Origin of the sequence: Catenulispora subtropica, assembly GCF_039531675.1 — a bacterium.
Classification (GTDB): Bacteria; Actinomycetota; Actinomycetes; order Streptomycetales; family Catenulisporaceae; genus Catenulispora; species Catenulispora subtropica.
This window is the reverse complement of sequence record NZ_BAAAQM010000020.1, coordinates 55,787-77,075: the sequence shown is the minus strand read 5'-3', so window position 1 is coordinate 77,075 and position 21,289 is coordinate 55,787. Positions and strand designations below refer to the sequence as shown.

Sequence of the window (21,289 nt, the reverse complement as noted above, 5' to 3'; positions counted from 1 at the left end):
GGGCTCCACCAGGGACGGCCAAGATGTGATGGGATCGAAGCCATGCTGATCTACTCGATGAGTGTCTCAGTGGACGGCTTCATCGCCGACCGCGACGGTGGGTTCGCGTGGACGGGCCTCAGCGAGGAGCTGTTTCGCTTCCACCTCGAGCAGGTGAGCGCGCTCGGCGGGTATCTGTTGGGCCGCAGGCTCTACGAGACCATGCTGGTGTGGGAGACGGATCCGTCCCTGCGCGACAGCGAGTCCAGGGCTGAGTTCGCCGACGTCTGGAGTGCCCTCCCGAAGGTCGTCTTCAGCCGTACGCTCGGCAGCGTACAGGGCAACGCGCGGCTTGCTGAGGCGTCGGTGGCTGAGGAGATCGCCGCGGCGCTCGACGCGACCGACAAGGACGTCTCGATCGGCGGGGCAGGGCTGGCCGCCGTGGCTTTCGAGGCCGGCCTCGTCGACGAGCTGCGTATGTTCCGCTACCCGGTGGTCGTCGGGGGTGGTACGCCGTTCCTTCCGCCGGTTGCCGAGCAGGTTCAGCTGGAACTCGCCGAGACCAGGACGTTCGGCTCGAGCGTGGTCTACGAGCGCTACCTACGGAGCCCTCGCTAGCGACGCGAGACGTTCCGCGAACGCGACGACCAGGTCTCGAAGCTCGGCGGGGCCCTCGATCACGAACGGGAGATCCAGGGCGGCGAGGGTCGGCGGGAGCCATTCGAGCCGTTCGGCCCGGATGTGCAGACGGTGCCACGGGGGCGTGGCCTCGGGTGCGGACGGCTCGATGGTCGCGACGCTGGCCGGGAAGCGGGTGCGAATCTGCTCGGCTGACCCCTGCACGCGCACCGTCACCTCGTAGCGGTAGTCCGCTGCGGCGAAGCCCGTCAGAACGCTCTGGGCCGCGTCGTAGCCGGCGGGTGGCACGAAGCCGCCCGGCTGCGTGCGGGCGTCGGTGATGCGGTCGAGGCGGAAGGTGCGCTCCTCGTTCAGGGCGGGATCCAGGCCCCTGACATACCACCGCTCCTCGTGGCTCACGATGCCGTACGGGTGCAGAGTCCGGTCGGTGCGGGAGCCGTCGCGGTCAGTGTAGGCGATGGTGACCGGCCGGTGGTGGGCGACGGCGTCGGCGACGACGAGCAGCACGGTGGGGTCCGGGGCGGCGGCTCGGCCGGCCCGGTCGGGTGCGCCGGTGAACACGACGGAGTCGAGCACGGCCTGGAGCCGGTCGTCCAGACGGCTCGGCAGCACGCGGCGGATCTTGGCGGTCGCCGTCTCGCCCGCCACGCCGAGGGCCGCCGTCAGCCCTCCGCGCTGTCCGGCGAGCAGGCCGAGCAGGACCGCCAGCGCCTCGTCGTCGCCCAACATCAGCGGCGGCAGCCGGAAGCCGCGAGACAGGCGGTAGCCGCCGTAGCGGCCGCGGACGGACTCCACCGGGATGCCGAGGTCGAGCAGGTGCTCCACGTACCGGCGCACGGTCCGGACGTCGACGTCCAACCGGTCGGCCAGCTCGGCCGCGGTGCGCACGCCTCCGGACTGCAGGAGCTCCAGCAGGGTCAGCACGCGGCCGGTCGGACGGTTCACTCCACCAACCTAGCGCGAATACCGGACCGATTCTGTCCGGTATCGGCTTTACGCTGCGAAGTACCGACCGAGTCTCTGAAGGAGAACGCCATGAACTTCGCCTCGACCCGCATCATCACCGCGGACATCAACCGCCTGGTCGCCTTCTACGAGAAGGCCACCGCCACCCCCGCGGCATGGTCCACCCCCGACTTCGCCGAGCTCACCACCCCCAACGGCGTCACTCTCGCCGTCGGCAGCACCCGCACCGTCCCGCTCTTCGCGCCGGGCAGCGCCGCCCCCGCCGCGAACCGCAGTGTCATCGTCGAGTTCCTCGTCGACGACGTGGACGCCCTCTGGGAAGAGCTCGGCGGCTGGTTCACCGACGTCGTGGCCGGACCGAAGACCATGCCCTGGGGCAACCGCTCGCTGCTGGTCCGCGACCCCGACGGGAACCTGGTGAACTTCTTCACCCCCGGTAGGCGAACCGCGGCATGAAGAACTGCGTGATCGGCCCCACGGCCAGCGAGTACATCACCGTTCCCACGCCGACGCCTCCACCGAGCAGCCAGCCGGCGGCCAGCACGCAGAGCTCCATCGTGGTGCGAATGGAGCGGATCGAGCGGCCGGTGCGGGCGGCGGTGCCGGTCATGATGCCGTCGCGGGGGCCCGGGCCGAGGCGGGCTCCGACGTAGACGGCCACTGAGAAGCCGTTGAGCAGGACGCCGCCGAGGAGGAGCGCGGCGCGGACGGCGAGTGTCGCGGGGACGGGGATCAGGGCCAGGCCGGCGTCGGAGGCGAAGGCCAGCACCAGGATGTTCGCGAACGTCCCGAACGTCGGCCTCTGCCTCAGCGGGATCCACGCCAGCAGCACCGCGGCGCCGATGACGCCGCTGATGGTCCCGAAGCTCAGCGGCGTGTGCTTCTCCAGCCCTTCGTAGAGCACGCTCCACGGGTTGACGCCCAGTGCGGCGCGGACCATCAGGGACAGGCTGAACCCGTACAGCGCCAGCCCGGCGAACAGTTGGGTAAGGCGGCGGGCCGGACGTTCGCGGACCGGGACGAAGGTGATCGGAGGCAGGGGCTTGTGGCTCACCTGCGCCACCGTAGGAGTCGTGGACCGGCCCGCACCTGATCCAATCATGGGAAAGTGGACCGGTGAGAGTCACCGAAGGGCAGATCGCCAGAGCGCTCGCGGGCTGGCGGGGTGCCGGCGTCCCCCTGACCACCGCGCTCGTCGGCGCCATTCGGGACGGGGTCCTCGACGGCCGCCTGCGTCCCGGCGACGCGCTGCCCGCCGAACGCCGCCTCGCCGCCGCGCTCGGCCTCAGCCGCGGCACCGTGGTCGCCGCGCTGGACACGCTGCGCGCCGAGGGCTGGGTCGTCACCCGCCACGGCAGCGCCAGCGTCCTGCGCCTGGCGCCCTCCGCCGCCGAGCGGCTCGCGCCGCGCGCCGCCACCGGCGAGGACGGCGTCGTCGACCTGCGCCGCGCGGTGCCCGCGGCCCCGGCCGAGGCGTATCAGGCCGCGATGACGAGCGCGATCACCCGCTCGGGACGGCTGCTGGCGGAGGACGGCGTCCCCGGGCCCGGCCTGCCGGAGCTGCGCGAGCTCATCGCCCGCGACCACACCCGCACCGGTCTGGCCACGCGGCCCGAGAACATCTTCGTGACCACCGGTGCCCGCGCGGCCTTCGCGCTGCTGTGCGCGTACCTGCGGCCCCGGAGCGCGGCGGTGGAGGTCCCCACCTACCACGGCGGCCTGGACCTGCTCCGCGACACCGGTGCCCGGCTGAGCGGCTTCGGCGTCACGACCGCGGGCTGGGACCTCGACCAGCTGGCGGAGGCGTTCAGCGCGGCGCGCGGCGGCATCGCGTATCTGACCCCTGACTTCCACAATCCGACCGGCGCCCTGATGGACGGGGCCACCCGGCGCCGCGTCGCCGACCTCGCCGCGCGCCACTCCGTGACGGTGATCGCGGACGAGACCATGCGCGACCTCGACCTGCGCGCGGATCCCGGCCCGTCGCCGAGGATCCGCGGCGCCGTGCTGGTCGGATCCACCAGCAAGACGGTGTGGGCCGGCCTCCGGGTGGGCTGGATCCGGGCCTCGGCCGACATGATCACGGCGCTGCAGTCGGCCCCGCTGAGCGCCTCGCTCTCGGCCGCTCCGATCCAGCAACTGGTCGCGGCCGAGCTGTTGGCCGGCAACGAGGACCGGCTCCGATCGCGCCTGGCGCGCCTCCGGGCCCAGCGCGACCATCTCAGTACCCTGCTGGCCGGCGACCCGCGCTGGCACTTCACCGTTCCGGACGGCGGCCTCTCGCTCTGGCTCCGCCTGACCGCCGGGCGTGCGGACCAGCTCGTCGCCCGGGCGGAGAGCGCCGGACTCCGCTTCAGCCCCGGCTCCCGGTTCGCCGCGGACGCGACGCTGGCCCGGTTCCTGCGGGTGCCGTTCACTCCGCCGGTCGAGGTGCTGGACCGGGTCGCCGAGACGCTGCGCGGCGTCGCCTGAGCCACCGCATCCCGGCACCGACAAAAAATTTTGTCTTGACAAGAATGATTGTCGGCGGCAGGCTGGGCACCATGTTGGACGTCGCCGTCATCGAAGAGCCCGCCGCGGCCGAGGCCTCCCTGGACCCGATCCGGTCCCGGATCCTGGCCGCGCTGGCCGAGCCGGGTTCGGCCGCCATGCTGGCCGCGCGCATCGGGCTTCCGCGCCAGAAGGTGAACTACCACCTGAAGGAACTGGAGCGGCACGGACTGGTCGAGTTCGTCGAGGAGCGGCGGAAGGGCAACGTCACCGAGCGGGTGTACCAGGCCACCGCCGAGTCCTACGTCATCTCGCCGAGTGCGCTGGCGGCCGTCAGCCCGGACCCGTCGCGGGCTCCGGACCAGCTGTCCGCCCGGTGGCTGCTGGCGCTGGGCGCGCGGCTGGTGCAGGAGGTCGGGTCCCTGCTGACCGGCGCGACGCGGGCACAGCGGCGGGTGGCGACGTTCGGGATCGACGCGCGGGTGCGGTTCGCGTCCGCGGCGGACCGGGCGGCGTTCGTCGAGGAGCTGACGCAGGCGGTGGCCGGCCTCGTCGGGCGCTATCACGACGAGGCCGCGGCGGGCGGCCGGACGCACCGGCTGGTGGTCGGGCTGCATCAGGTGCCGGGCGACGGCGGCATGACGGCCGCCCCGGCCGGCCCACCGCCGATGGCTGGGACCGCCCCGGAGTCCGACCCTGAAGCTGGACAGGAGGATCAGCGATGACGCATCCGTTCGAGATCGAGGTCGAGGTGGCGCTGCCCGCCGACCCGGAGCGCGTCTGGGAGGCGATCGCCACCGGGCCCGGGATCGACTCGTGGTTCATGGGGCGCAACGAGGTGGAGCCCCGCGTGGGCGGCACCGCCGCCATGGACACCGGCGGGCGCCGGGAGGAGGCGCTCATCACCGCCTACGAGCCCGGCCGGCGCCTGGCGACGCGGATGCCGACCGCCGACGACGGCCGGTTCATGGCCTTCGAGTACCTGCTGGAGGGCCGGGACGGCGGCGGCACCGTCCTGCGTGTCGTGCACAGCGGCATGCTCGGCGACGACTGGCAGGACGAGTACGACGCGCTGCGCCGCGGGTGGCCGTTCCATCTCAACACCCTGCGGGAGTACCTGGAGCACTTCCCCGGCCGCGTCGCGGTCCCCGTGTTCGGCTTCGTCCCGGCCGCGGGGCGCAGCGCGCAGCAGATCCGCTCCCTCCTGGCGGCGGCGCTGGAACTCCCGGCCCTGGTCTCCGTGGGCGATCAGGCGAACGGCGGCCCGTCCGGGCTGCCGGTGGTCGACGGCGAGGTGGTCTGGGCGGACGACGAGCGCTTCGAGCTCCGCACCGATGACGCGCTTTACACGTTCCACCACGGCGGCGGGGTGGCGGTGATGTTCCACCACCTGTTCGGGCCGAACACCGACGCGGCCGAGGGGGCCTGGCAGCGCTGGCTGTCCGAGGCTCTCGGCTGACTCCGCACTCACTCCCACCGATACAGAAACCGAGGATAAGAAAATGCGTACTCTGATCAGCACCGCCTTCATCTCGGCCGACGGCGTCGCGGAGGCCCCGGGCGGCGAGGCCGGTTACCGCAACGCCGGCTGGACTTTCAAGAACATGGAGTTCGTCCCCGAGGCCTACGAGCTCAAGGGCGCCGAGCAGAAGGAGGCCACGGCGATCCTCATGGGCCGCAAGAGCTACGAGGCCTTCAGCCCGGTGTGGCCGGACATGGCGGAGTTCAGTGACTACAAGTCGATGCCGAAGTACGTCGTCTCCACCACCCTCACCGAGGAGCAGCTGGTCTCGAACTGGGGCGAGACGATGATTCTGCGGTCGCTGGACGATGTCGCGGCCTTGAAGCAGACCGACGGCGGCCCGATCATCGTGCACGGCAGCATCGACCTGAACCACGCTCTGGAAGAGGCCGACCTGATCGACCGCTACCACCTGCTGGTCTTCCCGCTGCTCCTGGGCGCCGGCCGCCGGCTGTTCGGCACCGCGGACATGGACGCGCGGAAGCTGAAGCTGGTCGAGTCCCAGGCCTACAGCAACGGGATCCAGAAGAACGTGTTCGACGTCGTGCGGTGAAGCCCGCCGGGACCGATCGTCGTGACGCCGCCGAGATCCTCGGCGGCGTCATCGCGTCATCGCAAAACAGCGTTACGGCGTCATCGCGTCACGGCTTCCGGTAGAACTCCTCGATCGGCACCCGCGCCTCCTCGAACAGCGCCGGCCCGTCCTGCGGCACGACCGGCCACTCCGAACCCGGGTTCAGCCCGATGAGCTGGTCGGTCGCCAGCGCGTACACCACGCGGCCGAGCCCGGAGCGCACGATGCCGCCGGTGCACATGCCGCACGGCTGGCAGCTGGTGTACATCGTGGTCTTGGCGGCGGCCTCGGGGGAGAGTTCGCGGGCGGCCCAGCGGGCGAGCTTCAGCTCCGGATGCGCGCTGATGTCGTTGTCGCGCTTCACGGTGTTGTGCTCCTCGATCAGGATCGTGCCGTCCGCGTCGGCGAGGAGCGAGCCGTAGGGCGCGTCGCCCAGGGTGACGGCGTGGGCGGCGATGGCGATCGCACGGCGCAGCAGGGTCTCGTCGGCGGGCGTGAGCACGGGGTCCTCCGGTGGTTCGGTGGTCGACGCTGCGGGCGGCGGGCCGCCCGGTCGTAGAGCATTCTGCCGGGCCGGCCGCGGCTGGGGCGGGTCCGGCGTCGTCAGCCCGGTCCCTCGATCGGGAACAGGATCGGGCTGAGCAGGTACAACCCGCGTTCCGCAGAAGGCTGGTTCCCCATCCGCGCCATGATCCCGGCCCGGAACTCCTCGACCATCTCCGCCAGCTCCTCCTTGCTGAGCCACAGCGGGATCTGCGTGTAGCCCACGGAGTCGGCGGTGGGATCCGCGTCGGGGCGGTCGAGGTAGGCGCCGAAGTCGGCCAGCAGGGCGGCCACGGCGGCGGCGAAGGCCTGGCGGTGGTCCTCGACGCTCATCGCGGCGGCGTCGGCGGGGTCGACGCGGGGGCGGCCGCGCAGACGGTAGTGGCGCTCGACCGCGCCGTGGACGCGCTGCTCGTCCACCACTTCCAGCAGGCCGGCGTCGGCGAGCAGGCCCACGTGGCGGTACACCGTGGTCTTCGGCACGTCGGGGAGCCGCGCGCACAGGTCGCCCGTGGTGCGGATCAGGCCGCCGGTCATGGCGTGCACGATGCGCAGGCGCACCGGATGCAGCAGCAGGGTCAGGGTGTCCACGGACCCTATATTCCCATCTCTGGTACCGTTCCCATAGTTGGGAATGCAGTTGGAGCGCAGCCTCCGGAGGGGAGACCGCCGTGTCTGATCTGAACGCGCCCGCCGAACAACCCGTGCCGCTGGGCCGGTCTTTCGCTGTTCAGGGCCGCAAACTGCTCGCGTACAGCGCGGGTACCGCTGCCCGTCCGCCCGTCGTGCTCCTGCCCGGCGGAGGCTCCGTCGGCCTCGACCTGTGGCCGGTCCTGGACGGGGTCGGACAGTTCGCCACCGCCATCACCTACGACCGCGGCGGCACCGGCTGGAGCGACCGCGAGGTCCGTCTCCCGCGCTCGCTCGCGGCCGTGACCGAGGAGCTGCTGGAGCTTCTTCGCGTCGCCGACGTCGCAGGGCCCTACATCTTCGTCGGCCATTCCCTCGGCGGCTTCTACGCGCGCTACCTGGCGGCCCGCCATCCCGAGCACGTCGCGGGCATGGTGCTGCTCGAAACCGGTCATGAGGACCTTCGCAAGTACATGCCGAAGGAACTGACCGACCGCTGGGACGCCTTCGACCCGGACCAGGAGCTCCCGGATGTACTCCCGCAGGAGGTCGCCGACTTCTACCGCGGCCTGTTCGAGCAGGAGATGACCGCTTGGCCCGCCGAGATCCGCGAACCCCTGATCGCCAACCACGTGCATCCGGACTGGCTCCGGGTCGGCATGCGCGAGGCCGCCAACATCAGCGCCCTCAACGACGAGATGCGCGCGGCCGGGCCGGCGCCGGCGGAGCTCCCGATGATCTCCCTGACGGCGATGGACATCGACCCGTTCAAGCGCGCCGTCTCGATGGGTGTCTCCGACGAGCTGCTCCAGGCCGAGACCGAAGCCAAGCTCCGCCTCTACGACGAACTCGCCGCGACGTTCACGCGGGGCGAGAACCGGCGGATCGCCGGTGTCGGGCACGCGACGCTGCCGATGCGGCGGCCGGACGCGGTGGTTCAGGCAGTCAGGGACCTGATGGCTCGATAGCCGCATCCGCTCCACCGCCGGCCCGAGCGCCTCGCCGGAGTGGTCCCTTCTCTCGGCTGTCCAGACGGCCAAGGAACGGCCGCATCATTGGCCCACTATCTAATAGGGTTACGGCCATGAAGCCACTCGGCCCGTCCGATCCGCGGCAGGTCGGACCCTACCGGGTGTTCGGCGAGCTGGGCCGTGGCGGCATGGGGCGGGTGCTGCTCGCCGGCGGGCGGGACGGCCGGCTGGTGGCGTTGAAGCTCGTCCACGCCCAGCATGTCGAGGATCCCGGGTTCCGCGAACGGTTCCGGCGGGAGGTCAACGCGTCGCGGCGGGTGTCGGGGGCGTATACGGCCGCGGTCGTGGACGCCGACGCCGAGGCGGAGCTGCCGTGGCTGGCGACGGTGTTCGTGCCGGGGCCGTCGCTGAGGGAGGCGGTGGACAGCGGAGGCCCGTTGCCGGGGCCGGCGGCGATGCGGCTGGCGGCCGGGCTGGCCACGGCGCTGGGCGAGATCCACGGCGCCGAGCTCGTGCACCGGGATCTGAAGCCGTCGAACGTGTTGCTGGCCGCGGACGGGCCACGGGTCATCGACTTCGGGGTGGCACGGGCGACGGACGGCGGGACGAGCGAGCTGACGCACACCGGGTGGCTCGTCGGGTCGCCGGGATACATGTCGCCGGAGCAGGCCGAAAGCAAGGCCCTGACACCGGCGAGCGACGTGTTCTCGCTGGGCGCGGTGCTGTATCTGGCGTGTACCGGGATCGATCCGTTCATGGGCGCCTCGACGCCCGCCACGCTGTACAACGTCGTGCATTCGGAACCCGATCTGGCACCGCTGCCGGAGCCGTTGCGCGACGTCGTCGAAGCCTGCATCGCGAAGGCGCCGGGGGAGCGGCCGACGCCGGCGGAGGTGCTGGCGCGGATCGGGACGGTGCCGCTCGCCGCGCGGCCGTGGCCGGAACCGGTGTACGAGCTGATCGCGCGGCAGGACGCGGCGGTCGCGGCGGCGATGGAGAACACTGTCGCGGTGACGGAACAGCTGCCGGTGGTGCCGCCCGCTCCGGGGCAGTGGCCGGCGCCGTCGGCGTCGGGGCAGCCGTCGGCACCGACGCAGGCCGCCCCCACTCAGGCCGCGGCGCAGTGGCCTCCGCCGGCGAACCCGCAGCCGACCAGCACCGCGACGCCCTATCCGCCCTCCGTGGCCGAGTCGCCGACGCAACCCGGCCTCCGCCGGCGGCGCACGCTGGCGTCCGTCGGCGGCGCGGCGGCGGTGGCGGCGATCGGCGTCGCCGTCGCGCTGCTGATGGACGACCACTCGCCGGCCGCGTCGAGTGCGAGCCCTCCCGCGTCCTCGGCCGCCGACTCCGTTCCGAGCTCCGGAACGAGCTCTGAGGACGCCACCACCCCGGACTCGTCCACCCCGGAAAGCAGTTCGGAGGCCATGACGTCCAGTTCGAGCTCCGCCCAACCCCCGAGCAGTGAATCGGCGTCGAGCAGTTCCGTCGAGCCTCCTCCGCCGCCGGCCACCACCTCCACGCACAGCTCGGCGCCGTCCTGCCCCACCAACCAGCAGGCTTTCGCCCTGGCCAAGCAACTCAACGCCGGGTCGCTCCCTTCCGACGCCGGCATCAGCGTCCTCAAGTGCGACGGCGGCTGGGCCGTGGCCCGCCTGACCTCCGCCAGCGTCGGCAACGCGAAAGTGGTCTACGCGCTCCAGGACGGCGCGTGGAAGGCCGTCGACCTGGGTTCCGACGTCTGTTCCGGGCCTGTCAGCGCCGCGCCCGCCGACGTCCGCGGCGCGGTGAACTGCTAGACCGGCCCGGCCTCACATCAGCTTCAGCACCGCCTGTTTCGCGACCGCGAACTCTTCCTCGGTCAGCACGCCGTCGCGATGAAGGTCGCCCAGTTCGCGCAGCCGCCGCAGCAGAGCGTCGTGATCGCCGCCGTGGGCCGGAGTTTCAGCCGGAGCCGGAGCCGGAGCCGCAGCCGGAGCCGCAGCTGGAGCCGCGGCCGCATCGCCACTTGCGTTCGGATGGGCCATCCGCCCCACGATCGCCGCGGCGAGCACCGCGCTCGTCCCGCTCTCCTTCTTCGTCCCCCACAGCGTCAAGCAGTTCGGGTCCAGCCGCGGGTTCGGCGACACGGTCCCGGCGTCCCCGCGGATCCGGAACCGCACCCATCCCCAGTCCATGCCGACCGCGGGCCGCCACTCCACGGCCTCCAGCGCGGCCAGCGGCCACTGCCGGTTCCCCGCTGCACGCTTCTTCTGGTCCGCCAGCCAGTTCCATTCCAGCCGGATCGTCTCGCCGTCGAACGAGCCCACCCCGTCCTGCCCGTTCGCCGTCACCGGCACCGGCGGAGGCGCGACCAGGTACCGGTCGGTCGGCTCGCTGGGGACTCGCGCCACCGTCAGCGTGTCGCGCACCTCGTCCGCGAAGTACTCCGCCACGCCGCCACGCTCCAGCGGGATCTCCAGCTGGTACGGATCCGCGTCGTCGGCGACGCGGCCCCCGCAGGCCTGCAGGAACGGATCCGCCCCGGAACGCAGCCGCAACCGCAGCCGCCCCGCACCGTGCTTCGCCTTCTTCCCGCCCTCCGGCGCCGCCTCGAACGCGACGCCCGCCACCGCCTCCACCGGCACGACGATCTCGCCGAGCGCGGCCCGGATGCGCGAGACCTCCTTGTCATGCCCCGGAACGATGCGCAGCAGGCCCCCGTCGAAGGTCCAGGTCCCGTTCTTCCCCATCACCTCGGCCATGGCCTCGATCCTACGGCCGGCCACCCAGCATGTACCGCAGCACTTCGAGGTACTCGTCCTTGACCCGCGCCCGGTCGGCCTCGGCCGTCAGCGCCAGGTCGATGCCCGCCGACCCGAGCAGGTGGATCACCGTGCGGGCGAACGTCGTCACCGGCAGCGGTGGCAGTTTGCCGACGTCGATGAGGGTCCTGATGGTCCGCTCGATCATCCCGAACGCGTGCTGCTCCTCGCTGGCCCGCCACTCCCGCCAGCCCAGCGCGACCGGAGCCTCCTGCCACACCAGCCGGCTGTAGACGGGTTCGCAGCAGCACTCGAGGAACATCTCCAGCGCGGCGTCGGCGGCCGCGCCCGGGTCGTCGGCGTGGAGCGCCGCGGCCGCCTCGACCCGCTTGAGCATCGCCGTCTCGGCGTCCTCGTACACGGCGCGGAACAGAGCGGTCTTGTTGGCGAAGTGGTGGTAGACCGCGCCGCGGGTGGCCTGGATGTCGGCCGCGACGTCCTCGAGCGCGGTGGCCGCGAAGCCGTGCTCGGCGAACCGGCGGGCGGCGGCTTCCAGCAGTGCTGCGCGGGTCGCCTCGGAGTACTGCTCTCGCCTGCTCTTGACGCCGGACATGCTACGAGTATACGAACATACACAGAGTATGTTTCCGACGTAGAGCAGGTGAGTCCGCCATGGCCGACCCCGAGATACTCTTCGACCCCTTCGCCCCCGGGTTCACCGACGATCCGTACCCCGCCTACCGCGCGCTGCGCGAAGGCGACCCGGTGCAGGAGCACCCCTTCGGCTTCTGGATCCTGTCCCGCCACGAGGACGTGTCCGCTTTGCTCCGCTCCGGCCACTCCGTCGACTACCGCAACACCGAGGAGAACAGCGTCGCCCGCCTCCAGGCCGACGCCATGCTCCAGGCCGACCCGGAGTACAGCGAGACGATCGACACCTACGGCCTGTCCATGCTCGACCGCGATCCGCCGGACCACACCCGGCTGCGGGGCCTGGTCGCGAAGGTCTTCACCCCGCGCTCCGTCGCGGCGCTCGAACCCTTCGTCGCCGAACTCGTCGACGACGCGCTGGAACGCCTGGCCGACGCCTCCGGCGGCGACCTCATCGACATCCTCGCCTTCCCGATCCCCTTCGCCGTCATCTCCCGCATGCTCGGCATCCCCGCCGCCGACCACGACCGCATCAGGGAGCTGAGCGGCCTGCTGGTCCGCACCCTGGAGCCGATCGGCGACCCGGAGCAGCTGGCCCCGATCAACCGCGCGCGCCTGGCGATGCAGGAGATCGTGACCGGCCTCATCGACGCCAAGCGCGCGCACCCCGGCGACGACCTGCTGACCGCGCTCATCGCCGCCGAGTCCGACGGCGACCGGCTCACCGACGAGGAACTGGTCGCGCAGGTGATCCTGCTCTACGTCGCGGGCCACGAGACCACGGTGAACCTGATCGGCAACGGCACCCTGGCCCTGCTGCGCACCCCCGGCGAGCTGAAGAAGCTGCACGACACCCCGCAGCTGGCGGTGAACGCGGTCGAGGAGATGCTCCGCTACGACGCGCCGGTCCAGCAGTCCCGGCGCATTACGCTGTCGCCGTACGAGGTCGGCGGCAAGACCATCCCGCGCGGCGCGTTCGTCATCGCCGGCCTGGCCTCGGCCAACCGCGACGAGGCGGTGTTCGGCCCGGACGCCGCCGAGCTGCGCGTGGACCGCGCGAACGCCCGGAACCACGTCTCGTTCGGCGGCGGGCCGCACCACTGCCTCGGCGCGGCGTTGGCCCGGCTGGAGGCCCGCGTCGCGGTGGAGCGGCTGGCCGCGCGCTTCCCGGGACTGGCGTTGGCCGGCGAGCCGGCGTGGAACGGCCGGATCAACTTGCGCGGCCTGGACACACTACCGGTGATCGCCGGGTAGCTCGCCGCTATATCAGCATGTGAAAGCCTTGAAAGGTGCCGGGACAAGCTCGGCCGGGTTTGGCCGAATGTTCGACTCCACCCTCTAGCATTGTCGCCTGTGCGCCCATCCGTCTCCCACCACCGCCCGTTAAGGAGACGCTACGCGTCGCAGCATTTTCGGCTGATAGCGCGGCTCGGACAAAGAGTCCCAGCCTCCCAGTGGCTCCAGAGCGGCCCGCTGCGCGTGGGCGCCGCGGTGCTGGCTGTGGCGGTCGCGCTGCTCGCCGCGCGCTGTGCCGCCCCATCGCCGGCCGCCGCCCCCACCGAGGAGGAGGTCCGGGCCGGCGCCACCGCCACCCTGGCCTCCCGCGCGATCGCCGTCACGAACCACGACAAGGCCGCCTACCTGTCGACCGACGCCGCCGGCTGGTTCAAGGACGCCGACGCCCAGCGCTTCGACAACCTGGCCGCGCTGCCGGTCGCCGAGTGGAGCATGCAGCTGGCCGACACCCAGCCCGAGGCGCTCGCCAAGGCCGGGGTCCCGCACGTCTACCAGGTCACCGAGACCTACGAGCTGTCCGGCGTCGACTTCCAGCCGGTCACCGTGACCCGCTACCTGACCTTCGTCCAGCACGGCGGCAAGTGGCTGCTGTCCTCGGACCGCGACGGCGCCAAGGCCGGCCTGCGCGCCGACACCCAGATCTGGGACCAGGGCCCGGTCTCGGTCGTGCGCGGCTCCCGCTCGCTGGTCATCGGGCTCGGCGGCGAGCAGCGGCTGAAGCCGTTCGCGGACCTGGCCGACCACGCCGCCGGCAAGGCCGCGAAGGTGTGGGGCGCGGCGGGCTGGAGCGGGGACGTGCTGGTGCTCGTGCCGAACACCCAGGACCAGGTGGAGACACTGCTGAACGCGAGTCCCGGGAGCCTGCGGGGCGTCGTCGCGATCACCGCGGGGGAGGGCGGCAAGTCGCTGACCGGCGCCCCGGCCAGCCGGGTGCTGATCAACCCGGACGCGTTCAACGCCGAAGCGCCGGACGCGTGGCAGTTCTTCTTCGACCACGAGCTCACCCACGTCGCCACCCGAGCCTGGACCACCGCCGCGGTGCCGCTGTGGCTGTCCGAGGGCGCGGCCGACTACACCGGCTACCTGAGCTCGACCATCTCCGCCGACCGCAAGTTCCTGGAACTGGCGAACGCCGTGGGCGGGGGATGGAAACCGGAGGAGCTGCCGGTCACGGACGACTTCCACGGGGACGGCGCCGCGGTGTCGCGGACGTACCAGATCAGCCACCTGGCCTGCGCGTACATCGCCGAGAAGTACGGCCAGGCGAAACTAGTCGCTTTCTACGACGCCGTCGGCAGCGCGCCGGAGGGGACGGCTGATCCGGTGGATCAGGCCTTCCGGACGGTCCTCGGCACCACGACGAAGGATTTCACGGTCAAATGGCGCGCTGACGTTCTCGCCGAGGCCACGAGTGTCCAGTCCCTGCTCAAGAAGAAGTCCTGAAGCCGGCCCGGTCGCCCGCCACAGCGCTCGCAGGGCCAGGATCGCGGCCGTCACCAGGACCGCGTTGCGGCCGAGCAGGATCAGGCCGGAATAGACCTGGCCGCCGCGCAGCGAGTGGTAGAACAGCGGGAAGATCAGCTGGGTCACCGAGACCGCGCCGAGGACCAGCCAGGCCGGGGTCCGCATGAGCGTGGCGCGCCGGGTCAGGCACACCGCCGCCACCCCCAGCAGCCACACCAGGTACTGCGGCGACAGCACGCGGCTGGTCACGACCGCCACCAGCACGGCCGCGAGGCCGACGTCGGCCAGCATCGCGGGGAACGGGAACCCGCCGCGCACCGCCGCCCGCCGCCGGATCAGCAGCAGCGCCGCGAACCCGGCCGCCGTCGCGACCAGCGCCGCCTTCCCGGCGGCCGTGACACCCGTGCCGAAGTACTCGAACGCGCCGAACTCGGTGGGCCGGGCGGTCCCGGACCAGCCGAACCACTTCCCGACCAGGAACGGCGAGGCGAACACCGACTCCACCTGGATGCCGCGGCTCTTCTGGTTGGTCAGGAAGGACAGCACGCCCGGGGAGAACAGCTGGAGCAGCAGCGTCGGGACCACGGCCGCGGCCGCCGCCACGCCGACCAGCAGCCGGCCGTTGCGCCGCTTCGGCGCGCCGAACAGCAACGCCGCCGGCCACAGTTTGAGGAACGCTCCGACGCCGATCAGCGCGCCGCGGGTGATCGCCGTGGCGCGCTTGGAGCGCAGCGTCACGGTGAGCGCGGCGACGGCGGTGGCGGTGACGACCAGGTCGTAGCGGCCGTAGGCCATGGGGCCGATGGCCGCGACGCCGAGCGTCCACAGCCACGGACCGGCCGGGCTCGGCTGGTCCGGGTCGGCGGCGCGCGCGGCGCGCAGCAGGAGCACGAACACGAGCACGTCCGCCGCGAGGCACATCAGGAAGAACATCACGAAGTAGCTGCCTGGCAGCCAGTGCGGCAGCAGCAGCGGCCCGGCCGCACCCGGCGGGTACTGCCACTTCTGATCGTCCAGCGGGTACTCGCCGTGGTCGAACGAGCCGGTGATCCACTGGTGGTACAGCTGGACGTCGCCGATGATCGCGCCGCGGTTGAAGTAGTGCAGCACGTTCAGGGCCAGCAGGAGAAGCAGCAGCCTGGTTGCGGCGTACCAGGGCACGACGCGCTGGCGGCGGGCGATCTTCATGGTGGACGACATCCTAGTGTCCTGCGCCGGAAATCCGGTGCCCGACGGCTGAGGCGAGCTTGTGGTGTGAAGGTGATGGAAATCGGCTTCAGGGGCGGGCCTGGCAAGCCGGATGAACTGCCTCGACCTGGTTGGTCGTGGCTGTTCAGCTTGGCCGCGCAGCGGTCAAGGCATCGGCGCCGCCAGGGTCGTTCCTGGAGTCGATTTCCGCAGCGGATTTCCGGCGCAGGACACTAGTGTCGAGCGCCGGTGCGCCCGGTGCATCAAGGGCCGACGGTCGCGGCTACACTCCAGTAAGTTACGGGCCAACGCCGAGTGACCTGGGATGGAAGGCTGGACTTTGACGATTCTCGTGGTCACCAACGACTATCCGCCCAGGCCCGGCGGGATCCAGCAGTTCGTGCAGAACATGGTCGAGCGGCTCCCGTCCGAGCAGACCGTGGTCTACGCCTCGTCCTGGCACGGCGACCCGGCGCGCTGCCGCGAGTTCGACGCCGCGCAGCCGCACCGGGTGATCCGCGAGAGGACCGGCGTGCTGCTGCCGACACCGGATCGGACGAAGCGGGCCGTCGCCATCGCCAGGGAGATCGGCGCGGAGGCGGTGTGGTTCGGCGCCGCGGCGCCGCTCGGGCTGATGGCCCCGGCGCTGCGCAAGGCCGGGGTGCGGCGGCTGGTCGCCACCACGCACGGGCACGAGTCCGGCTGGGCCAAGCTGCCCGGCGCGCGCGACCTGCTCCGGCGCATCGCCGACGAGGTGGACTGCGTCACCTACCTGAACGAGTACCACCGCGCGCGGATCGCCAAGGCGCTGACGCCGGCCGCCGCGGCGCGCATGGTGCAGCTGACGCCGGGCGTCGACGTCGACATGTTCCACCCGCACCCCGAGGGCGCCGCCGAGCTGCGGGCCTCCCTCGGCCTCGCCGACCGGCCGGTGGTGGCGTGCGTGTCGCGGCTGGTGCCGCGCAAGGGCCAGGACACCCTGATCAGGGCCCTGCCGCTGATCCGCCGTGCGGTCCCGGACGCGGCGCTGCTGATCGGCAGCGGCGGCCCCTATGCCGCGGACCTGAAGAAGCTGGCCGAGTCCGAGGGCGTGGCCGAGCACGTGGTGTTCACCGGCTCGGTGCCGTGGGAGCGGCTGCCGACGCTGTTCGCGGTCGGCGACGTCTTCGCGATGCCGTGCCGGACCCGGCGCTTCGGGCTGGACGTCGAGGGACTCGGGATCGTGTACCTGGAGGCGTCGGCCGTCGGGCTGCCGGTGATCGCGGGCGACAGCGGCGGGGCGCCGGAGGCCGTGATCGAGGGCGAGACCGGCTACGTCGTGCCGGGGGACTCGGTCGAACGGTGCGCGGCGCGGTGCGTGGAGCTGCTCAAGGACCCGGTGAAGGCCAAGGAGATGGGGGAGCGCGGCCGGGCGTGGGTCGAGGAGAAGTGGCAGTGGGACTCGATCGCGCAGACGTTGCGGCGGTTGTTGGACCCCGGCGTGAGGGTCGGGGTCTGACGGGGCGTCGAGCTGGGTGACGCGGCGGCCGGGCGAGTCGCCCGGCCGCCGCCGCGTTCTGCGAGTCCTCCTGCTCCGCCGACCTGCCTAGTCGTGGTGGCCGCGCACCGGATGCGGCCGGTACGGAGCCTCCAGGGCCGCCACCTCCGCCTCCGTCAGCTCCAGCTGCTCGGCGGCGATCGCGTCCTCGATGTGGTGCGGCTTCGTGGCCCCGAAGATCGGCGCCGTCACACCCGGCTTGCCGAGCAGCCACGCGAGCGCCACCTGCGCCATCGGCACGCCCCTGGCCTCGGCGACCGCCTGGGCGGCGTCGACGACCGCGTGGTCGCTCTCGTCGTAGAGCTCCGCCGCGTAGGGGTCGCTGGTCGAACGGGTCGTGGTCGCGCCGCCGTCCTTCTTCCGCACGCCGGCCAGCAGGCCGCGGGCCAGCGGGCTCCACGGCACCACACCGACGCCCTGGTCGAGGCAGAAGGGGATCATCTCCGTCTCCTCCTCGCGGTACACCAGGTTGTAGTGGTTCTGCATGGAGACGAAGCGGGTCCAGCCGCGCAGGTCCGCCGTGTACTGCGCCTTCGCGAACTGCCACGTGAACATGCTGGACGCGCCGATGTAGCGGACCTTGCCGGAGCGCACCACGTCGTGCAGCGCCTCCATGGTCTCCTCGATCGGCGTCTCGTAGTCCCAGCGGTGGATCTGGTAGAGGTCGATGTAGTCGGTGCCGAGCCGGCGCAGCGAGGCGTCGACGCCGGACAGGATGTGCTTGCGGGACAGGCCGGAGTCGTTCGGGCCGGGACCCATCGGGAAGAAGACCTTCGTCGCCAGGACGTACTCGTCGCGCCGCGCGAAGAGCCGCCGCAGGATACGGCCCGTCACTTCCTCACTGGCGCCGCCGGAGTACATGTCGGCGGTGTCGAAATACGTGATCCCGCCCTCCGCGGCCCGGGTGACCAGGGGCAGCGCGTCGTCCTCACGCAGGATCCAGGCGCGGGACTCGGGGCTTCCGTAGCTCATCATGCCCAGGCAGAGGCGGGAGACTTTCATACCGGTGTTGCCAAGCCGTACATATCGCAACAGATTGCATCCGTTCTATGAGACGTACTCGGCCAAGAATCGCGCAGTCAGTCCGGTGCCGCCAGCGAATACTCCGGCGGGGGCACCCTCGGCGACGACCCGCCCGCCGGCCGCCCCGGCGCCGGGGCCGAGGTCGAGGAGCCAGTCGGCGGCGGCCGCGATGCGCAGGTCGTGCTCCACGATGACGACCGTGTTGCCGTGGTCCACCAGGTCCTGGAGCCGGGCCAGGAGCAGGTCGGCGTCGGCCGGGTGCAGTCCGCTGGTCGGCTCGTCCAGGAGGTAGAGGGTGTGGCCGCGGCGCGCGCGGTGCAGTTCGCTGACGAGTTTGATGCGCTGGGCCTCGCCGCCGGACAGGGTGGTCGCGCTCTGGCCGAGGGTGAGGTAGCCGAGGCCGATGTCGTCGAGCAGGGTCAGGATGCGGTGCGCGGTGGGCAGATCGTGCAGGAAGGGCACCGCGTCCTCGACGCTGAGGGCCAGGACGTCGGCGATCGACTTGCCGTCCACCAGGACTTCGAGCGTCTCAGGGTTGTACCTCGCGCCCGAGCACACCGGGCACGGCGCCGACTCCGTCGGCAGGAACAGCAGCTCCACGCTGACCTCACCCTCGCCCTGGCAGTTCGGGCAGCGGCCGTCGGGGAGGTTGAAGCTGAAGCGGCTGGCGGTGTAACGGCGTTCCCTCGCCAGCGGCTGGGCGGCGAACAGCTTGCGGACGGAGTCGAAGAGCCCGGTGTAGGTCGCCAGGTTCGAGCGCGGTGTCCGGCCGATCGGCTTCTGGTCCACCTGGACCAGGCGGTGCACCGCGTCGAGGCCGTCGGCCTTGGGGACGGCGATGATGCGGTCGTCGCCCAGGGCCCCGGCTTCGTCCTCGGGCGCGTCGGCGTCGGCCGCCTGGTCGTCGGCGGCACCGAGGTGGTCACGGATCGTCGCGGCGAGGACTTGTCCGACGAGGGTCGACTTGCCGGAGCCGGAGACGCCGGTGACCGCGGTCAGCGTCCCGAGCGGAAAGCGGACGGTGAGGCGGTCGAGGTTGTGGCGGGTGACGTCGTACAGAGTGAGCCACGAGGAGGGCTCGCGGGTCCTCGCGGGCCGGATGTCCGGCGCGCGGCCGAAGAGGTAGCGGGCGGTCACCGACTCGGCCACGTCGGCGAGCCCGGCCCCCTCCCCGCTGTAGAGCACGCGGCCGCCGTGCCGCCCGGCACCGGGACCGAGGTCGACGAGCCAGTCGGCGTCGGCGACCACGGCCGGGTCGTGCTCCACCACGAACACCGAGTTCCCGGCGGCGCGCAGGCGGCGCAGGGCGGTGAGCAGCAGCTCGGTGTCCGCGGGATGCAGGCCCGCCGAGGGCTCGTCGAGGACGTACAGCACCCCGAACAGACCGCTGCCCAGCTGCGTCGCCAGATGCAGGCGCTGGAACTCGCCGCCGGACAGGGTGGTGGTGGCGCGGTCCGTGCTCAGGTAGCCGAGACCGAGTTCGATCAGCGTCTTGAGGCGCTCGTCGAGGTTGCCGATCAGCGCCTCGGCGGCCTGGCGCCGCGCGGGGGACAGCGCGGCGGTGTCGGGGTGCGCACGGGCGCGCTGAAGCAGGTCAGCGAGGTCGACGAGGGGAAGCGCGCCGGCCCGGGCGATATCGGCCCCCGCGACCGTGACACTCAGCGCGAAGGGGTTCAGGCGGCGTCCATCGCACGTCGGACACGCCTCCGCGGTGAGGAAGGACGCGGCCTTGGCCCGCAGCGGGGCACTCTTGGTGGTGGCGTAGGTGTGAAGGACCCAGCTCTTCGGCGACATGTAAGTACCCTGGTAGGGCCGGGTGATGCGGTGCGCCTCACGGACCGGGTGCACCGTGACGACCGGCTGCTCCTCAGTGGTGAGCAGCCAGCGCCGCTTGTCGGCGGGCAGGGAGCGGAAGGGGGCGTCGATGTCGATGCCGAGCTCCCCGAGGATGTCGCGGTAGTTCTTGCCCTGCCACGCCCCCGGCCAGGCGGCGACGGCACCGTCCCGGATGCTCAGCGAGTCGTCCCCGACGAGTCGGTCTTCGTCGACGGTGTAGCGGCGGCCGAGGCCGTGGCAGGTGGGGCACGCGCCCACAGCGGTGTTGGGCGAGAACCAGTCGGAGTCGACCGGCTCGGCACCGGCGGGGTAGGTGCCCGCGCGCGAGTAGAGCATGCGGAGAACGTTCGACACGCGACTGACGGTCCCGACACTGGACCGCGCGCTTCCGCCGCCGTGGTTCTGCCGCAGGGCGACGGCGGGCGGCAGCCCGGTGATGCTGCCGACGTGCGGCGCCGCACCCTGGTCGAGGAGCCGGCGGGCGTAGGGCGCCACGGATTCGAGGTAGCGGCGTTGGGCCTCGGCATAAATGGTGGCGAAGGCCAGGGAGGACTTGCCGGAGCCCGAGACGCCGGTGAAGGCGACGACGCGGTCGCGGGGAATGGCGACGGTGATGCGCTGGAGGTTGTGTTCGGCGGCGTCCTGAACGTGGATGCTTCCCGAACTTCCCAGCTCAGGAGGGTTGTCGACCATGGAGGTAACGGTAGCGGGGCGGGGGTGGCCACGCACGTTCGCCGGCCGCCGGCCCGTGCCCGGCTGTCCACCTGCCCCCCACCACCTACTACGCTCACGACCGTGGCCCCAGTACCACCCGCCCGCCACCTCCAGCGCGCCAAAGACCTCGCCGACGCCCGCTTCGCCGACCCGCTGACCGTCGCGGACCTCGCCGCAGCGGCGCGCCTGTCGCGGGCGCACTTCTCGCGGGAGTTCCGCCGCGCGTTCGGCGAGTCGCCGCACGCCTACCTGCTCACGCGGCGGCTGGAGCGGGCGGCCGCGTTGCTGCGGCACACCGACTACGCCGTCGCCGACATCTGCTGTGCCGTCGGGCTGACCAGTGTCGGTTCCTTCACCACCAGCTTCACGCGCGTGTACGGGCTGTCGCCCACCGCCTACCGGGCCGCGCATCCGCCGGCTGCTGACTTCGCGCTGGTGCCGGGGTGTGTGCGGCGGGAGTACGGGCGGCGGAGGAACCGGACGTTTCGAGAAGACGGCGCGGAGGCCGGGCCCCTAGCGTGAGTT

The 21,289-nt window shown here is 71.9% G+C and carries 20 protein-coding genes; 11 read left to right on the top strand and 9 right to left on the bottom strand.

The window, feature by feature from the left end; all coding sequences use genetic code 11:
• Positions 1–42 precede the first annotated feature (42 nt).
• Positions 43–597 (top strand): dihydrofolate reductase family protein, encoded by a 555-nt coding sequence (locus ABD466_RS18875; protein ID WP_344658458.1) that lies wholly within the window; start codon positions 43–45, stop codon positions 595–597.
• Here the strand turns inward: ABD466_RS18875 and ABD466_RS18870 are convergent.
• Complete coding sequence (locus tag ABD466_RS18870; RefSeq protein ID WP_344658395.1) at positions 580–1,563, bottom strand: helix-turn-helix transcriptional regulator; 984 nt, start codon at positions 1,561–1,563, stop codon at positions 580–582. The genes ABD466_RS18875 and ABD466_RS18870 overlap by 18 nt on opposite strands.
• A 90-nt stretch (positions 1,564–1,653) precedes the next feature.
• Here ABD466_RS18870 and ABD466_RS18865 point away from each other — a divergent pair, with 90 nt between their 5' ends.
• A complete protein-coding gene (locus tag ABD466_RS18865; RefSeq protein WP_344658394.1) occupies positions 1,654–2,040 on the top strand; it encodes a VOC family protein in 387 nt (128 codons plus the stop codon).
• Here ABD466_RS18865 and yczE read toward each other — a convergent pair.
• Positions 2,012–2,638 carry a membrane protein YczE gene (gene yczE, locus ABD466_RS18860; protein WP_344658393.1) on the bottom strand — a complete coding sequence of 209 codons (627 nt, stop codon included), beginning with the start codon at positions 2,636–2,638 and terminating at the stop codon, positions 2,012–2,014. The genes ABD466_RS18865 and yczE overlap by 29 nt on opposite strands.
• A gap of 62 nt (positions 2,639–2,700) precedes the next feature.
• On the opposite strand from yczE, the gene ABD466_RS18855 reads away from it, so the two are divergent.
• The 4 genes from ABD466_RS18855 to ABD466_RS18840 all read left to right on the top strand — a co-directional run bounded on the left by ABD466_RS18855 (position 2,701) and on the right by ABD466_RS18840 (position 6,149).
• Positions 2,701–4,056, top strand: a complete 1,356-nt coding sequence (locus ABD466_RS18855; RefSeq protein WP_344658392.1) for an aminotransferase-like domain-containing protein — start codon at positions 2,701–2,703, stop codon at positions 4,054–4,056.
• Between the two features lie 71 nt (positions 4,057–4,127).
• Positions 4,128–4,799, top strand: a complete 672-nt coding sequence (locus ABD466_RS18850; protein WP_344658457.1) for an ArsR/SmtB family transcription factor — start codon at positions 4,128–4,130, stop codon at positions 4,797–4,799.
• On the top strand, positions 4,796–5,533 hold the full coding sequence (locus ABD466_RS18845) for an SRPBCC family protein (protein WP_344658391.1): 738 nt from the start codon (positions 4,796–4,798) through the stop codon (positions 5,531–5,533). The genes ABD466_RS18850 and ABD466_RS18845 overlap by 4 nt, the downstream gene beginning before the upstream one ends.
• A 43-nt stretch (positions 5,534–5,576) precedes the next feature.
• Positions 5,577–6,149, top strand: a complete 573-nt coding sequence (locus ABD466_RS18840) for a dihydrofolate reductase family protein (RefSeq protein WP_344658390.1) — start codon at positions 5,577–5,579, stop codon at positions 6,147–6,149.
• Between the two features lie 88 nt (positions 6,150–6,237).
• Here the strand turns inward: ABD466_RS18840 and ABD466_RS18835 are convergent, their stop codons facing one another.
• Together ABD466_RS18835 and ABD466_RS18830 are read right to left on the bottom strand one after the other, a co-directional pair.
• A complete protein-coding gene (locus ABD466_RS18835) occupies positions 6,238–6,672 on the bottom strand; it encodes a nucleoside deaminase (RefSeq protein ID WP_344658389.1) in 435 nt (144 codons plus the stop codon).
• A gap of 101 nt (positions 6,673–6,773) precedes the next feature.
• Entirely contained in the window at positions 6,774–7,304 is a 531-nt protein-coding gene (locus ABD466_RS18830; RefSeq protein WP_344658388.1) for a helix-turn-helix domain-containing protein, read from the bottom strand.
• Positions 7,305–7,384: 80 nt separating this feature from the next.
• Here ABD466_RS18830 and ABD466_RS18825 point away from each other — a divergent pair, with 80 nt between their 5' ends.
• Together ABD466_RS18825 and ABD466_RS18820 are read left to right on the top strand one after the other, a co-directional pair.
• On the top strand, positions 7,385–8,311 hold the full coding sequence (locus ABD466_RS18825) for an alpha/beta fold hydrolase (RefSeq protein WP_344658387.1): 927 nt from the start codon (positions 7,385–7,387) through the stop codon (positions 8,309–8,311).
• 116 nt (positions 8,312–8,427) lie between these two features.
• Positions 8,428–10,110, top strand: coding sequence for a serine/threonine-protein kinase (locus tag ABD466_RS18820; RefSeq protein WP_344658386.1), 1,683 nt, complete (start codon positions 8,428–8,430; stop codon positions 10,108–10,110).
• 12 nt (positions 10,111–10,122) lie between these two features.
• Here ABD466_RS18820 and ABD466_RS18815 read toward each other — a convergent pair whose 3' ends face one another.
• On the bottom strand, positions 10,123–11,055 hold the full coding sequence (locus tag ABD466_RS18815; protein ID WP_344658385.1) for a DUF4429 domain-containing protein: 933 nt from the start codon (positions 11,053–11,055) through the stop codon (positions 10,123–10,125).
• Between the two features lie 10 nt (positions 11,056–11,065).
• Positions 11,066–11,668 carry a TetR/AcrR family transcriptional regulator gene (locus ABD466_RS18810; RefSeq protein WP_344658384.1) on the bottom strand — a complete coding sequence of 201 codons (603 nt, stop codon included), beginning with the start codon at positions 11,666–11,668 and terminating at the stop codon, positions 11,066–11,068.
• Between the two features lie 59 nt (positions 11,669–11,727).
• Here ABD466_RS18810 and ABD466_RS18805 point away from each other — a divergent pair, with 59 nt between their 5' ends.
• Complete coding sequence (locus ABD466_RS18805; RefSeq protein ID WP_344658383.1) at positions 11,728–12,960, top strand: cytochrome P450; 1,233 nt, start codon at positions 11,728–11,730, stop codon at positions 12,958–12,960.
• A 1,311-nt stretch (positions 12,961–14,271) separates the two neighbouring features.
• On the opposite strand, the gene ABD466_RS18800 is transcribed toward ABD466_RS18805, so the two are convergent.
• Entirely contained in the window at positions 14,272–15,666 is a 1,395-nt protein-coding gene (locus ABD466_RS18800) for a glycosyltransferase 87 family protein (RefSeq protein ID WP_344658382.1), read from the bottom strand.
• Positions 15,667–15,979: 313 nt separating this feature from the next.
• Here ABD466_RS18800 and ABD466_RS18795 point away from each other — a divergent pair, with 313 nt between their 5' ends.
• A complete protein-coding gene (locus ABD466_RS18795) occupies positions 15,980–17,152 on the top strand; it encodes a glycosyltransferase family 4 protein (protein WP_344658381.1) in 1,173 nt (390 codons plus the stop codon).
• 87 nt (positions 17,153–17,239) lie between these two features.
• Here the strand turns inward: ABD466_RS18795 and ABD466_RS18790 are convergent, their stop codons facing one another.
• Positions 17,240–18,223, bottom strand: a complete 984-nt coding sequence (locus tag ABD466_RS18790) for an aldo/keto reductase (protein WP_344658380.1) — start codon at positions 18,221–18,223, stop codon at positions 17,240–17,242.
• 15 nt (positions 18,224–18,238) lie between these two features.
• Positions 18,239–20,743: an excinuclease ABC subunit UvrA gene (locus tag ABD466_RS18785; RefSeq protein WP_344658379.1), complete on the bottom strand. Its 2,505-nt coding sequence runs from the start codon at positions 20,741–20,743 to the stop codon at positions 18,239–18,241.
• A gap of 102 nt (positions 20,744–20,845) precedes the next feature.
• Here ABD466_RS18785 and ABD466_RS18780 point away from each other — a divergent pair, with 102 nt between their 5' ends.
• Complete coding sequence (locus tag ABD466_RS18780) at positions 20,846–21,286, top strand: helix-turn-helix transcriptional regulator (protein ID WP_344658378.1); 441 nt, start codon at positions 20,846–20,848, stop codon at positions 21,284–21,286.
• The last annotated feature ends 3 nt before the right edge of the window (positions 21,287–21,289 follow it).